Source organism: Kribbella sp. NPDC058245 (genome assembly GCF_042882005.1).
In the GTDB taxonomy this organism is placed as follows: domain Bacteria; phylum Actinomycetota; class Actinomycetes; order Propionibacteriales; family Kribbellaceae; genus Kribbella.
Genome location: NZ_JBHVWY010000005.1, coordinates 255,122 through 268,031 on the forward strand (window position 1 = coordinate 255,122; position 12,910 = coordinate 268,031).

General features: G+C 67.6%; 14 protein-coding genes. 6 read left to right on the forward strand and 8 right to left on the reverse strand.

The genetic code is table 11. From position 1 onward, the window contains the following. Positions 1–63: 63 nt before the first annotated feature. The 5 genes from ACFVWG_RS13455 to ACFVWG_RS13475 form a co-directional block, all read right to left on the reverse strand. The gene (locus ACFVWG_RS13455) at positions 64–636 is read right to left on the reverse strand and encodes a hypothetical protein (RefSeq protein WP_391543513.1); all 573 of its coding nucleotides are present in this window, start codon (positions 634–636) and stop codon (positions 64–66) included. 115 nt (positions 637–751) lie between these two features. Continuing rightward, positions 752–1,903, reverse strand: coding sequence for an L-histidine N(alpha)-methyltransferase (locus ACFVWG_RS13460; protein ID WP_391543514.1), 1,152 nt, complete (start codon positions 1,901–1,903; stop codon positions 752–754). Between the two features lie 68 nt (positions 1,904–1,971). Next, a complete protein-coding gene (locus ACFVWG_RS13465) occupies positions 1,972–2,172 on the reverse strand; it encodes a cold-shock protein (RefSeq protein WP_132410129.1) in 201 nt (66 codons plus the stop codon). A gap of 79 nt (positions 2,173–2,251) precedes the next feature. After that, entirely contained in the window at positions 2,252–2,431 is a 180-nt protein-coding gene (locus ACFVWG_RS13470; protein ID WP_391543515.1) for a hypothetical protein, read from the reverse strand. Continuing rightward, on the reverse strand, positions 2,428–3,717 hold the full coding sequence (locus ACFVWG_RS13475; protein ID WP_391543516.1) for a PspC domain-containing protein: 1,290 nt from the start codon (positions 3,715–3,717) through the stop codon (positions 2,428–2,430). Before ACFVWG_RS13475 ends, ACFVWG_RS13470 begins: the two co-directional genes overlap by 4 nt. Before the next feature lie 184 nt (positions 3,718–3,901). Here ACFVWG_RS13475 and ACFVWG_RS13480 point away from each other — a divergent pair, with 184 nt between their 5' ends. The 3 genes from ACFVWG_RS13480 (at position 3,902) to ACFVWG_RS13490 (ending at position 7,373) form a co-directional block, all read left to right on the forward strand. Continuing rightward, entirely contained in the window at positions 3,902–5,407 is a 1,506-nt protein-coding gene (locus tag ACFVWG_RS13480) for a PspC domain-containing protein (RefSeq protein WP_391543517.1), read from the forward strand. Further along, positions 5,404–6,045 (forward strand): LuxR C-terminal-related transcriptional regulator, encoded by a 642-nt coding sequence (locus tag ACFVWG_RS13485; RefSeq protein WP_391543518.1) that lies wholly within the window; start codon positions 5,404–5,406, stop codon positions 6,043–6,045. Before ACFVWG_RS13480 ends, ACFVWG_RS13485 begins: the two co-directional genes overlap by 4 nt. Positions 6,046–6,167: 122 nt before the next feature. Beyond that, positions 6,168–7,373: an MFS transporter gene (locus tag ACFVWG_RS13490; protein WP_391543519.1), complete on the forward strand. Its 1,206-nt coding sequence runs from the start codon at positions 6,168–6,170 to the stop codon at positions 7,371–7,373. Here ACFVWG_RS13490 and rpsR read toward each other — a convergent pair. Further along, positions 7,344–7,586 carry a 30S ribosomal protein S18 gene (gene rpsR, locus ACFVWG_RS13495; protein WP_391543520.1) on the reverse strand — a complete coding sequence of 81 codons (243 nt, stop codon included), beginning with the start codon at positions 7,584–7,586 and terminating at the stop codon, positions 7,344–7,346. The genes ACFVWG_RS13490 and rpsR overlap by 30 nt on opposite strands. 50 nt (positions 7,587–7,636) lie before the next feature. Between rpsR and rpmF the strand changes: the two genes are divergently transcribed. Continuing rightward, positions 7,637–7,798, forward strand: coding sequence for a 50S ribosomal protein L32 (gene rpmF / locus ACFVWG_RS13500; RefSeq protein ID WP_391543521.1), 162 nt, complete (start codon positions 7,637–7,639; stop codon positions 7,796–7,798). Positions 7,799–7,898: 100 nt separating this feature from the next. Continuing rightward, positions 7,899–9,224, forward strand: a complete 1,326-nt coding sequence (locus tag ACFVWG_RS13505) for an aminopeptidase C (RefSeq protein ID WP_391543522.1) — start codon at positions 7,899–7,901, stop codon at positions 9,222–9,224. Between the two features lie 1,166 nt (positions 9,225–10,390). Here ACFVWG_RS13505 and ACFVWG_RS13510 read toward each other — a convergent pair. Continuing rightward, a complete protein-coding gene (locus ACFVWG_RS13510) occupies positions 10,391–11,116 on the reverse strand; it encodes an alpha/beta fold hydrolase (protein WP_391543523.1) in 726 nt (241 codons plus the stop codon). Between the two features lie 41 nt (positions 11,117–11,157). Further along, positions 11,158–11,883: a PIG-L deacetylase family protein gene (locus ACFVWG_RS13515; RefSeq protein ID WP_391543524.1), complete on the reverse strand. Its 726-nt coding sequence runs from the start codon at positions 11,881–11,883 to the stop codon at positions 11,158–11,160. A gap of 39 nt (positions 11,884–11,922) precedes the next feature. On the opposite strand from ACFVWG_RS13515, the gene ACFVWG_RS13520 reads away from it, so the two are divergent. Continuing rightward, on the forward strand, positions 11,923–12,910 hold a 988-nt coding region (locus ACFVWG_RS13520), incomplete at its 3' end, for a serine hydrolase domain-containing protein (protein ID WP_391543525.1).

A 12,910-nucleotide genomic window follows, 5' to 3' on the forward strand; every position in this document is an offset into this window, starting at 1 on the left:
AGTCAACGGTTCGGCATGAATTGCCACTTGTGGCAGCGTGCGCTCCGGTTTCGGGCCTGCCCGTTAGAGCAGCTTCGCGACCAACGCTTCCAGTTGCTCGCGCGTCCCGGTGAAGAAACTGTCCTTGCGATGCAGCGCGCGATGGAACGCGGCCAGCTCGTCGGCGGAGGTGGTCGCGGAGAAGGTGCTGATCTCGGTCAGGTCGAGCCGGCGGTTGAACAGGTGCACCGTGTCGCGCCAGCGGTGCAGGAGACCGACCAGCTCAGAGTCACGGTGCAGACCGAGTGCGCCAGAGACCAGCGCCGCGTCGACCGCCGACACCACGAGCCGCGGGTAGATCTGCCGGGTGGTCGGTGCCTGCGGGGAAAACCGCGCGTCGTTCAGCAGCCGGGTGTTCTCCTGCAACTCGTCCGTGACTGCCCGGAGCACCTCGGTACGGCGTTCTGCCTCGGCCGTGAGCCGTTCGACGAAGATGCCGGTGAGGCCCGCGACCAGGGTCAGCGAGTTCACCGCGGGCTCCCAGCGGGAGTTGTTCGGCCAGAAGAACCAGATGACCCCCAGTACGAACGCCAGGCCGAGCAGCCCGTAGCTGATCGCCGTGACGACGGTACGGCGGTGCTTGGCCCAGCCGGTCATGGGGCCTCCTGACCTGGACTGAGGAGCGGAGGGAGCGCAGCGACTGGAGTGACGAGGGAAGGGCTGGAGTTACAGCCCCATGACGCGCGGCGCCGGAGGCGTCGCATGTGTACAGTCATCGCGCCCAGATGTCGTCGGCCAGGGTGTGGTCGCGCTCGCCGGAGGACTCCGGCGCCAGCAGGAGCAGTTCGAGGCCGAACGGGTTCGGGCGGCGCATGTAGCGGAACTGGGACTGGATCGCCTCGATCGGGGTCAGCTTGCAGGCGGTGGTGAGCCGCTTGAGCCGGGCGGTCGAGTACTTCCGGGTCGTGTAGAGGCGGATCGTGTCGCCGATCGGCAGCACCACCTCGGTGTGGTCCGGCAGACCCATCCGGATCGGTTCCCGGGTGTCGTTCTGCCAGAGCACCTTCACCAGCAGGGCGTCGTCGTCCTCGATCTCGCCGATGAACTTGACCCGCTCGTTGTCGATCTTCAGATCGGTGTTGTAGCGCAGGGCGCTGGTGACGAACTCCGCGAAGGCCCTGGTCTGGTGGTACTCGTCGGCGGCCGCCTTGGCGGTCTGGTCGTCCAGCTGGATCGTGGTGGCCACCTCGAGCAGCAGCCGGTCCTGCGGCCGCAGTGCGTCGGTGATCAGCTGCAGGAGGTCTTCGTCATCGTCGAAGTTGGCCAGAGTGTTCCCGGTCAGGCTGTAGAGCAGCGGCTCGTCGCCGACCAGCCGGTTGAGCATCTGGGCCAGCTCGGACATGTTGTCCCGGATCGAGAAGTCGATCTGGACCGGGAGTACCTGGGAGATCGGGAAGTGGCCACTGCGGACCGACTCCTGCGCGCCGAGCCGGAGCATCTCCGAGCTCATGTCGACCGGCACGTAGAACATGTCCGGGCTGCGCCGGCGCAGGTCCTCCAGGATCGTGCGGTCCTTCACCCCGGTGCCGATGCCCAGGCTGACGAAGTGGAAGCCGCCCTTGTCCACATGCGGTTTGACCTTGCGCCAGTGCCGCTGGAACGACTCGCTACCGGCCTTCATCACCAGGTAGAACGGGTCGTTGGTGGCGTTCGCCCAGGCGATCGTCGGGCCGATGCCCCAGTACGAGAAGCCCGAGGTGATCTGTTTGCCGTCGCCGGTCTCCGAGACCGGACCGCGCAGATCACCGGTCAGCGTGGCGAGCTTGTCGGTCTGGTCCTCCCCGACCAGCACGAACGTCCACGAGAAGTCGTCGTCGGCCAGCGCCTTCTCCAGCCTCCGGACCACGTGTACCGGCTCTGTCACGTCTCGGACCCCTCCCACGGTGAGGTGGTCAGGTTACCGGGTGCTACGCCGACACGCAGTCTGGGAAGTCAGACTGGCGTGACAGCCTCTGCCTCGCGGCCCTTGGGGCCGTCGATGATCTGGAAGTCGACGGGCTGGCCGTCCTCGAGGGTCTTGTACCCGTCGGAGACGATCTTGCTCCAGTGGACGAAGACGTCGTCCTGCCCGTCCACGGCGAGGAAGCCGTAGCCCTTGTCGGCGTTGAACCACTTCACGGTGCCGCGCACCATCGGAACTCCTGTGACCACGGGACCCGTCGTACCCAGGCCCCTCGGATAGCGGACGTCAGCTTATCCGAGCCCTAGGACGCTAGCCGCGGTGGGACGCGGCCAGGCCGATGATGCCTGCGGCAAGGAGCAGCAGGGCGCCGGTGAGGCCGAGGTCCTTGGTCTGCAGGACACCGTGGTCGTTCAGCATCCAGATCGACGCGCCACCGGTCAGCACGGTGCCGGCGATGATGCCGGCCACATCCGGTTTCGGCTTGCTCATCCCCGCTCCACTCTGATCGTTCCCAGCTTGAGGTCCAGGTCCAGGACCACCTGCTCCGGTCCGGCCTTCTGGTCGGCGCCGAGATCCTTCAGCGTCAACTGTGCACCATGACCGCTCTGCTTGCTGGTCAGTCCGTCCAGCTCACCCAGTTCGGCGTTCAGTTGCCCGTCGACGTCGACGTTCTGCGGCAGCTTGACGACCACGTCCCCGGCCCGGCCGTGGACGTCGATCTTGGCGCCCGGAGCGAACGTGGCCTTGGTCAGGTCCAGATGCACGGTTCCGGCATCGAAGTTGTACGTCGAACTGGTCGCGTCGATGACCTGTCCGGCCGGCGCCACGTAGTTCACGTCGGCGAAGTTGTGCGGGACGCTCGGGAACAGGTTGCTCAGCACTGCTCCTGCCGCGAGCAGCAGGCCTAGCGGCAGCAGTCCGGCCGTCCGGCCGACGAAACCGCCCAGCAGCATGCCAGCGCCCAGGACTGCGACTCCGATGATCAGCATGGTCGGCGTGGCCACACCGACCAGTGCGCAGATGCCGATGGCAGCACCGGTCAGCAGTACGACGATCGACTTCACGCCGCGGACACCCTTGGCCGGTGGCTCCGCCGTACGGGTCGTGGAGGGTGGTGCGGCCGGCGCCTCATCGACGTACAGGCCTAGTGGGTCGGCCTCGGTCCAGACCGGCTGGACGGGCTCACTCACACGGTCCTGTGGTCGCTGACTAGCTGCAGCCGGCGCAGGGGTGTCCTGGACCGGGCGCTGGGTCTGGCTCTGCGTTTGCGTCCAGCCGGGTTGTCCGTGGGTCCAGTTCCCGGACGGGCCGGCCCACTCGCTACGGGTGTTGCTGCGCCCGCGGCGGCCGCCCTTGCGGTGGTAGGCGACCACTCCGATGATCGCGAGCACGATGAGCGGCCCGGGGACGAAGCGGCCGAAGTTGAACGACGACATCATCGCGATGGCCACGAACACGGCGACGCCGACCACGATCGGGCCCAGCCACGGGTGGTCCGGGCGGATGCGGTCACCGAGCAGGCCCTGCGCGGGGGAGCGGTCGGAGCCCTCGTCCGGCATCAGCACCCAGGCGGCGATGTAGAAGATGACGCCGGGGCCGCTGATGATCAGCACCGCCATCACCACCCGGATCAGCACCGGGTCGATGCCGAGCGCTCGGCCGATCCCGCCGCAGACACCGGCCAGCATCCGGTCCGACCGACTGCGTTGCCAGTTCTGCACGTTCTGCAGGCGGCTGCGGTCGAACCCTCCGGGTCCACTCGAGTTCTGCTCCATGACATCGATACTGACGCCTTGACGGTCGCCAAGACATCGGGGATCTCCCCTGACCTCCCCCGGGTGGCGGCCCCGGTCGGGGTTTCCCCCGAGGGGACCCTGACCGCTCAGGGTGGGGTGTTGAGGAGCCGGCCGGGGAGAAGCCTGCTGGTGTCGGCCCTGTCCGCCTGAGACGATCGTGGTGATGAGTCAGCCAGCCTCCGCCGCGCCGACGGGTGGGACATCCGGTCACGGAGCCCCAGCCGAGGCACCGCCTGCCCCCGAAGCGGAGCAGCCGTGGCGCTACAAGGGCTGGGGACCGCAGGGTCCCAGGCAGTACCAGGGCCCGTACGCCGCCTACGCCGCGCGGCAGGCCGCCGCTGGTGCCTCAGCGGGGGCGCTTCCGCCTGGCCCAGTTGGTGGTCAGAGCCGTCCGAACGAACTGCCTCCGGTACGCCGGGCCTACCGCCGTACCGAGGGGCGTGTCGTCGCCGGTGTGGCCGGCGGCGTGGCGGACCACCTCGGTATCTCGGACACTCTGGTGCGGCTGGTGCTGATCGCTGCCACGGTGTTCGGCGGGTTCGGAGTGCTGATCTATGCCGTGCTGTGGTTCCTGATGCCTCTCGGTACGCCGGTTGCCCCGGCTGCGCCTGGTCTGGCCGCCCACACTCGGAGCGGGCTGCGTTCGGATGAGCCGCCGCCCCCGGTGGCCGAGGCGAAGGCGCGGAAGCGGGAGAAGAGCAGCGGGCAGGTGACCGCGCTGGTGGTCGTCGGAGCCGCCGTACTGCTCCTGTTGCAGGTCGCCGGCATCGGTATCGCCGGGAAGATGTTCTGGCCGCTGATCTTCGCCGGGACCGGTCTGGCGCTGATCTGGCGGCAGGCTGACGAGGGTCAGAAGGCGGAGTGGACCAAGGGCGTCCGCGTCCCGGTCCTCGGCGTACTGCTCGGCAAGGGTGGTGCCAAGTCGCTGATCCGGCTCGCTGTCGGCCTCATCCTGCTCGGTACGGCGGTTGCCGTGTTCCTGGTGCAGAACGGCCGGCTGTCGCAGGTGGGCGACGTACTGATCGCTCTGCTGCTCGCAGTGGTCGGTCTGGGCGTTATCGCCGGGCCGTGGGTGCAGCGGCTGACCAGAGACCTGAACGCGGAGCGCGCGGAGCGCATCCGGTCCCAGGAGCGTGCCGACATGGCTGCGCACCTGCACGACTCGGTGCTGCAGACGCTCGCCCTGATCCAGAAGCAGGCCAGTGACCCGAAGGCGGTCGCAACACTCGCCCGCTCCCAGGAGCGCGAGCTGCGGTCCTGGCTGTACGACGAGGACGACCTGACCGACCAGACGCTGTCCGGAGCGGCCAAGCGGGCTGCTGCTGAGGTCGAGGACTCCCACGGGGTGCCGATCGAGGTGGTGACGGTCGGCGACTGTGAGATGAGTGAGCCGCTGTCGGCCATGGTGCGGGCTGCACGTGAGTCAATGGTGAATGCGGCCAAGCACTCCGGTGCGGCCAAGATCGATGTGTTCGTCGAGGTGGACGGTGACCGGGCGGAGATGTTCGTCCGGGACCGCGGCCAGGGCTTCGACGTGGACGGCGTACCGGACGACAGGCTCGGCCTGCGGCACAGTGTGATGGGCAGAATGGAACGGCACGGCGGGCGCGCGACAGTGCGCTCCGATCCGGAGACAGGGACCGAAGTGCGACTGGAGATGGACAGATGAGCAGCAGGCGCGTTGTCGTCATCGATGACCACGACATGTTCCGGGCCGGGGTGCGCAGCGAGATCGGTGCGTCGGTCGACATCGTCGGGGAGGGCAACGACGTCGACTCCGCGGTGAAGGCGATCGTCGCGGCCGAGCCGGACGTCGTACTGCTCGACGTGCACCTGCCCGGTGGCGGTGGGACCGAGGTGATGAAGCAGGTGCACCAGCGGCACCCCGAGGTGAAGTTCCTCGCGCTGTCGGTGTCGGACGCCGCCGAGGACGTCATCGGCGTGATCCGGGGCGGTGCGCGGGGCTACGTCACCAAGAACATCAGCGGGACCGAGCTGGTCGACGCGATCAACCGGGTCGCCGAGGGCGACGCGGTGTTCTCGCCGCGGCTGGCCGGGTTCGTGCTGGACGCGTTCTCCGGCGCGATCGACATCGCCTCGGTCGACGAGGACCTGGACCGGCTCTCACAGCGTGAGCGCGAGGTGCTGCGGCTGATCGCGCGGGGGTATGCGTACAAGGAGGTGGCGCGGGAGCTCTTCATCTCGGTGAAGACGGTCGAGACCCACGTCTCGTCTGTACTGCGCAAGCTGCAGCTCTCGAACCGCCATGAGCTCACCCGCTGGGCGACGGACCGCCGTCTGGTCTGACGCGCTTCCACTCAGCGCCCGCCTTTCACTGAGTGAAAGGCGGGCTGGCGCGTAAGGCGCCGTACCGGGACCTTGCTGTCAAGCCTGGCCGGGATCCGCCCGTCCGGCTGACCGGAGGTCCGATGTCCCGCGGCAGTTGGGTTCGAGCGCTGTGCTGGAGTGCCGTCCTGCTGGACGGATTCGACCTGGTGGTGCTGGGGACGATCACCCCGGTGCTGCTCGGTGACAAGGTCTGGGGCTACACGCCGTCGATCGCTGCGGCCGTTTCGACAGCCGGTCTGGCCGGTATGACGGTTGGTGCGTTGACGATCGGGACGGTCACCGACCGGATCGGCCGTCGGCGCGCACTGCTACTGGCTGTCGCCGGCTTCTCGTTCCTCACCCTGCTGTGCGCTTTCGCGCCGAACGCGGGGACATTCGGCGTACTGCGCTTCCTGGCTGGTCTCGGTCTGGGCGGTTGCTTGCCGACGGCAATCACTCTGGTGACGGAGTACTCGCCACACGGCCGGAATGGTGGCCCGACCACACTGGTGATGACCGGGTACCACGTCGGCGCTGTCGTCACTGCACTGCTCGGGATCCTGGTGATCCCGTCGCTGGGCTGGCGGGCGATGTTCGTGATCGGTGCGGCACCTGCGCTGGTGCTGCTGCCGCTGATGTGGCGCTACCTGCCGGAGTCGCCTTCGTTCTCACGTGAGGCGGCCAGTCCGGCGCTGGAGTCGGTGAAGTCGTTGCTGCGCCCGGAGTTCCGGCGTCCGACGCTGGCGTTCTGGGTGACGTCGTTCATGGGCCTGCTGCTTGTCTACGGTCTGAACACGTGGCTGCCGCAGATCATGCGTGAGGCGGGCTACCCGCTTGGTGCGGCGCTCAGCCTGCTGCTGGTGCTCAACCTCGGCGCAGTGGCCGGACTGCTCGTGGCTGGTCGCATTGCCGACAAGGTCGCGCTACGGCCCGTCACGCTCGGCTGGTTCGTCGGGGCGACGATCACTCTGGCCCTGCTGAGCATCCGGCTCCCCAGCGTGATCCTGTACGTCGTTGTGCTGCTGGCCGGTGTCTTCGTCTTCGCAGCACAGGTGCTCGTCTACGCGTACGTCGGTCGCATGTACCCAGCCGCGAACCGAGCGACCTCCCTCGGTTGGACCGCAGGTGTCGGCCGGCTCGGCGCCATCGCCGGCCCGATCCTCGGTGGCGCACTACTCTCCGCCGGACTGGCGTTCCCCTGGGGCTTCTACGCCTTCGCCCTCGTCGGCGGGCTGGGCGCCATCGCGGTCAGCCTGGTCGAGCGCCGTACAGCTGACTTAGCGGTTGGCGGAGCTGTACGGGAGTAGCGCCATTTCGCGGGCGTTCTTGATGGCGCGGGCGACCTGCTTCTGCTGCTGGACGGTCAGGCCGGTCACGCGGCGGGAGCGGATCTTGCCGCGGTCGGAGATGAACTTCCGCAGCAGGGCGGTGTCCTTGTAGTCGATGAAGGTGATGCCGTCGCGGTCCAGCGGGTTCTGCTTGGGTTTGCGCTTGCCGGTGACCGGTGGTCGTCGCGCCATTGCTCGGAGCTCCCTTGGTATTGAATGTCGTTTTCATTTAGCATAGTGCCATGGCTGTCCCGAAACGCAAGATGTCCCGGTCCAACACCCGCAAGCGGCGGGCCCAGTGGAAGGCCGCTCCGGTCGACCTGGTGCCGATCGTGGTGAACGGAAAGCAGCTGCGCGTGCCGCGCCGGCTGGTCCGTGCCTACCAACGCGGTCTCATCTCCTGAGACCGCCCGACGGACTGGGTGGCTGGTTGTGGACAGGGCACAGATTCGCCACCCCGGCAGGGGCGGTAGAGGCTTGGCTGCTGAGATACCGTCGATCCTTATGGAGCGGAATCTCACAGCTGAACAACTCGCGCTCTTCGAGAAGGAGTTCGCGTCGAACCCGCAGTACCGGGTGATGCAGAACGCCGTCACGCAGACGCCGGTGAACGCCATCGCACTCGACCGTCAGGTCGTCACCTCCATCGACCACTCGGTGTCGAACCTGCTGGACGACTGGAAGGTCACCAATCAGAAGAAGAGCGGGCGGTGCTGGCTGTTCGCCGGGCTGAACCTGCTCCGCGTCGGCGCCGCCGAGAAGCTCGGTGTGAAGGACTTCGAGTTCTCGCAGAACTATCTGCTCTTCTGGGACAAGTTCGAGCGCTCGAACTTCTTCCTCGAGGCGATCATCGAGACCGCGGACCGCGACGTCGACGACCGGACGGTGGCGCACCTGCTGTCCGACCCGATCGGTGACGGCGGCCAGTGGAACATGTTCGTCGCGCTGGTCCGCAAGCACGGCCTGGTGCCGAAGTCGGCGATGCCCGAGACGGAGAGCTCGTCCTCGACCGGTCAGCTGAACGACACACTCCGCAAACTGCTCCGCCAGGGCGCCCGCGACCTGCGTGCTCTCGGTGGCGACACCGAGGCGCAGCGTGAGCGCAAGCGCGAGCTCCTCACCACCATCCACCGCGCGCTGAGCATCCACCTCGGCACCCCGCCGCAGAAGTTCCTGTGGCAGTGGAAGGACAGCGACAAGGGCTTCCACCGCGACGGCTGGACCACTCCGGCCGAGTTCGCCGCCGCCTACGTCCAGGTCCCGGTCGACGACTACGTCTGCCTGGTGCACGACCCGCGCGAGTCCAGCCCGGTCGGCAAGACCTTCACCGTCGACTACCTCGGCAACGTCATCGACGCACCGCCGGTCGTCTACCTGAACGTCGAGATCGACCTGATGAAGAAGCTCACCCAGGACGCCATCGTCGGCGGCGAGCCGGTCTGGTTCGGCTGCGACGTCGGCAAGCAGATGAACGGCGACCTCGGCATCTGGGACGCCAACCTCTACGACTTCGGCTCCGTCTACGACACGACCTTCACCCTGAACAAGGCCGAGCGTCTCCTCCATCACGAGACCCTGATGACCCACGCCATGCTCTTCACCGGCGTCGACGTGGTCGACGGCGAACCCCGCCGCTGGCGCGTCGAGAACAGCTGGGGCGACGAGAAGGCCGACAGCGGCTTCTGGACCATGAACGACTCCTGGTACGGCGAACACGTCTTCGAGATCGCAGTCCGCCGCTCCGCCCTCCCCGCCGACCTCCAAGCCCGCCTCACCGACGAGCCGATCGTCCTCCCGGCCTGGGACCCGATGGGCGCCCTCGCCGACTAGATCACCCGGCAACGCCAACGTCCGAAGGATCGCTGCACGAGGTCGGCGATTCTTCGGACGCTAAATCACACTTGGCGTGAGCTCTTGCGCTAGCTGGCGTGAGGTCTTGCGCCAGTGTGGGTACGTTTCCGGGTCCAGGCGTCGGGGTGCGCGGGTCTGGTGGGGGCGTTGAACAAGTTATGCCGTGTTCACGGCCGCCGTTTCCTAATAAACCCCCGGGACCTCCACGGAAAACGGCCACTGACAACCGCCGTCGTCGTGCTGACCACCTCCCCGGCTCCCAGCGAGCAGGGATGTCCACTCCGTTGGCGGGTCGCCCACTCACGACTCAGGTGGGCATTCCCCTCAGTTCGGTGGGCATCCCCCCAGTTCGGTGGGCAACCCCCCCAGCCCAGTGGGCAACCCCCCCAGCCCAGTGGGCAACCCCCCAGCTCGGTGGGCAACCCCCCAGCTCATGGGGTATCCGTTCAAGTTGACCCTTCTCTGGTCAAAAAGCGAGGGGAGAACCGGCAATTTGGGGGGAGATCCTCTCAGCTCGATGGGCAACCCGCCAGCCCAGTGGGCATCCCCTCAGTTCGGTGGGCATCCCCCCAGTTCGGTGGGCGACCCCCTCAGTTCGGTGGGCATCCCCCCAGTTCGGTGGGCATCCCCCCAGTTCGGTGGGCGACCCCCTCAGTTCGGTGGGCATCCCCCCAGTTCGGTGGGCATCCCCCCAGTTCGGTGGGCAACCCCCCAGCTCGGTGGGCAACCCCCCAGCTCATGGGGTATCCGTTCAAGTTGACCCTTCTCTGGTCAAAAAACGAGGGGAGAACCGGCAACTTGAGGGGAGATCCCCTCAAATTGCGGGCAGCAACCACCGAGCCGGCCGAGTCGCTGACCCGGCCGCCGCGTGCCCGGGCTGCTGCGTGACCCGGGCTGCTGCGTGACCCGGGCTGCTGCGTGACCCCGGCTGCCGCGCTGACCCGGCTGCCGTGCGACCCCGGCCGTCGCGCGACCTCGGCCGCTGAAGGCGGTCGGCTGAAACGCTTCGGCGCCGATCGTCCTCCGCGCCTGGGACCCGATGGCGCCCTCGCCGACTAGGTCACCCAACGCCAACGTCCGAAGGATCGGTGCACGAGGTCGGCGATTCTTCGGACGCTAAATCACACTTGGCGTGAGGTCTTGCGTTAGAGGATCAGCTGTAGGGCTTCAGCGGGGCGTTCCAGGGTGGGGAGGTGGCCCGCCCAGGGGAGGTCGATGCGCTCGGCGTTGGCGAGGCGGTCTTGCAGGTACGTCGCTGAGTCCGTGAAGAACTGGAAGTCGTGGGCGCCGGTGATGAGGCGGACGGGCATGGTGAGGGCTTCGGGGGTGACGGGGTACTCCTCGTTGTCTACGTCGCCGGCTGGGATCTGCAGGTCGTAGGCGCGGCGTTGCATGGTGCGGAGGAGGGAGCGTGCTTCGTCGTCTGCTTCGGGGCCGATCCAGCGCTGGACGGTGAGCTCGGTGGCGGCTTCTACGTCGCCTGCCTCGATGAGGGCGTTCTCCTCGGCCCAGAGGGCGCGGAGGGCGTCGTCGGGCTCTACGTTGTCGGTGGGGGCGCAGATGAGGACCAGGCGGGTGAAGAGGTCGGGGCGGCGGCTGGCGGCTTGCTGGACGACATAGCCGCCGTACGACGCTCCTACTGCGGTCACGTGGGTGAGGCCGAGGTGGTCCAGGAGGTCGAGGAGGTCACCGGCGTCGGAGTACTTGGGCGCCACCGGGGTTTCGCCGTAGCCGCGGAGGTCTGGGGTGATGACCTGGTGGGTGTGGCTAAGTTCTTCGACCTGGGCGCTCCACATGCGGCGGTCGGCCACGCCTGCGTGTACCAGGAGGATGGGCGGGCCGTTGCCCACTACGTCGTACGAGATCGTCATGTCCGCACCTTCTCGGGTGCGGACGCGGCACCGCAACTCGATTAGAGGCGGATGACGGTGAAGGGCTCGGCGTAGTGGTTGGTGGGGAAGCCAGCCAGGGTTGCGCGGCGCTGGGACAGCTGGCGCATGTGGGTGGCCAGCCACTCGGGGTCGCGGTGCTGGCTGGTGTGGGAGAGCAGAGCGGCGAGTTTCTGGTCGATGGTGTCGGTGATGTCGACGTAGTGGTTCACCTCGGGGTGCTCAACCAGCCAGAGCTCGTTGAGGTCCCACGGCTCCTCAGTGAGCTCAGGGAACGCGTAGGGGTTGCCGGCGGCCGGGTAGAAGGCACGGAGGGTGGCTTCGCCAGTGGCGAGGTGGTCCGGGTGAGAGACCGGCAGGCGCTGCCAGTTGCGTTCGGGGGACGAGGTGATGAGCCGCTGCGGACGCACCTGGCGGATCACTCGGACGATGTCGCGGACCAGCTCGGCCGTCGGCTCAACAGCGCCGTCGTGGTAGCCGAGGAAGTGCAGGTCCTGTACGCCGGCGTGCTCGGCTGCGGTGGTCTGCTCGGCGCGGCGCACCGCTGGGATCTCGGAGCGGTCCCGGTCCGGCTCGAAGCCGCCCTCCTGGCCGTCGGTGACGATGCAGTAGTGCACCTCGATCCCAGCCTTGGTCCAGGCGGCGACGGTGCCCGAGGCGGCGAAGTCGATGTCGTCGGGGTGGGCGACGACCGCCAGCACCCGCTCGATCTCGCTGTCAGGACGGGGATTAGCTGCAGGAACGCTCACATCATCGACCTTACTTGCCCCACCCTGCACTCTGGAGCTGTGGAGTTCGGCGGCGAGTGTGAACCGCGAGAGGTCGGTTTGGACGCTGCTCGGTTGCGGACGGCGATCGAGCAGGTACAGACACGTCGCGGGGTGGCTCAGCTGTGCGTCATCCGGGACGGACGCGTGGTCGTCGACCAGTCCTTCGGGTGCGAACCGGATGCCCTGTTCTGGCTGTTCTCGGCCAGCAAGCCGTACGTCGCGATTCTCGTGCACCAGCTCGTGGAGTCCGGTGCACTGCATCTGGACGACGAGGTGGCGGCGTACTGGCCGGAGTTCGCGGGGGAGGGCAAGGACGGGGTCACGGTCCGCGACGTACTGCACTACCGATCGACCGGTCCGCAGCGGTACGAGCCACGGGCGATGGCCGACTGGGCGAAGTCCGTGCGCCGGATCGAGGCGGAGCCGCTGCACAACCCGATCAGCTCACTCGCCTACGGCTTCATCCTGGCTGAGGTGATCCAGCGCATCACCAGGCATCCGATTCAGGTGGTGCTGCAGGAGGCGGTGCTCCGCCCACTCGCGCTGACGGACACACACCTGGGTCTGCCGCCACAGCTCTGGGGCAAGCATGTCCCGGTCAAGAGCGACCGGCTCGTGAACCGCCGCAGTACCCGGGAGGCCGTCGTACCCGGTGAAGGTGTGTCGGCGACAGCTCACGACCTCGCTGCGCTCTACCTGATGTTGCTGAACAACGGCATCGGTACGGCGGGCCGCGTACTGCGGCCGGAGTCGGTCGCAGCCGTGTTTGTGCCGACCGTCGACGCTGCGTTCGGTCAGCTGAGCAGTCCGCGGACGTTCGGGCACAACGGCAGCAACTGCTGCGTCGGCTGGGCCGATCCGGACCGTCAGCTCGCCTACGCGTACCTGACCGACCGCCTCGGCCGTGGGGGGGGGGGGGGGGGGGACCCCCCCGCCGGTGCGGGCCGGCGCACCACCTCCGCCAGGGAAGTCTTTTTCTTTTGGTTTGGTCAGTCACCACACAACT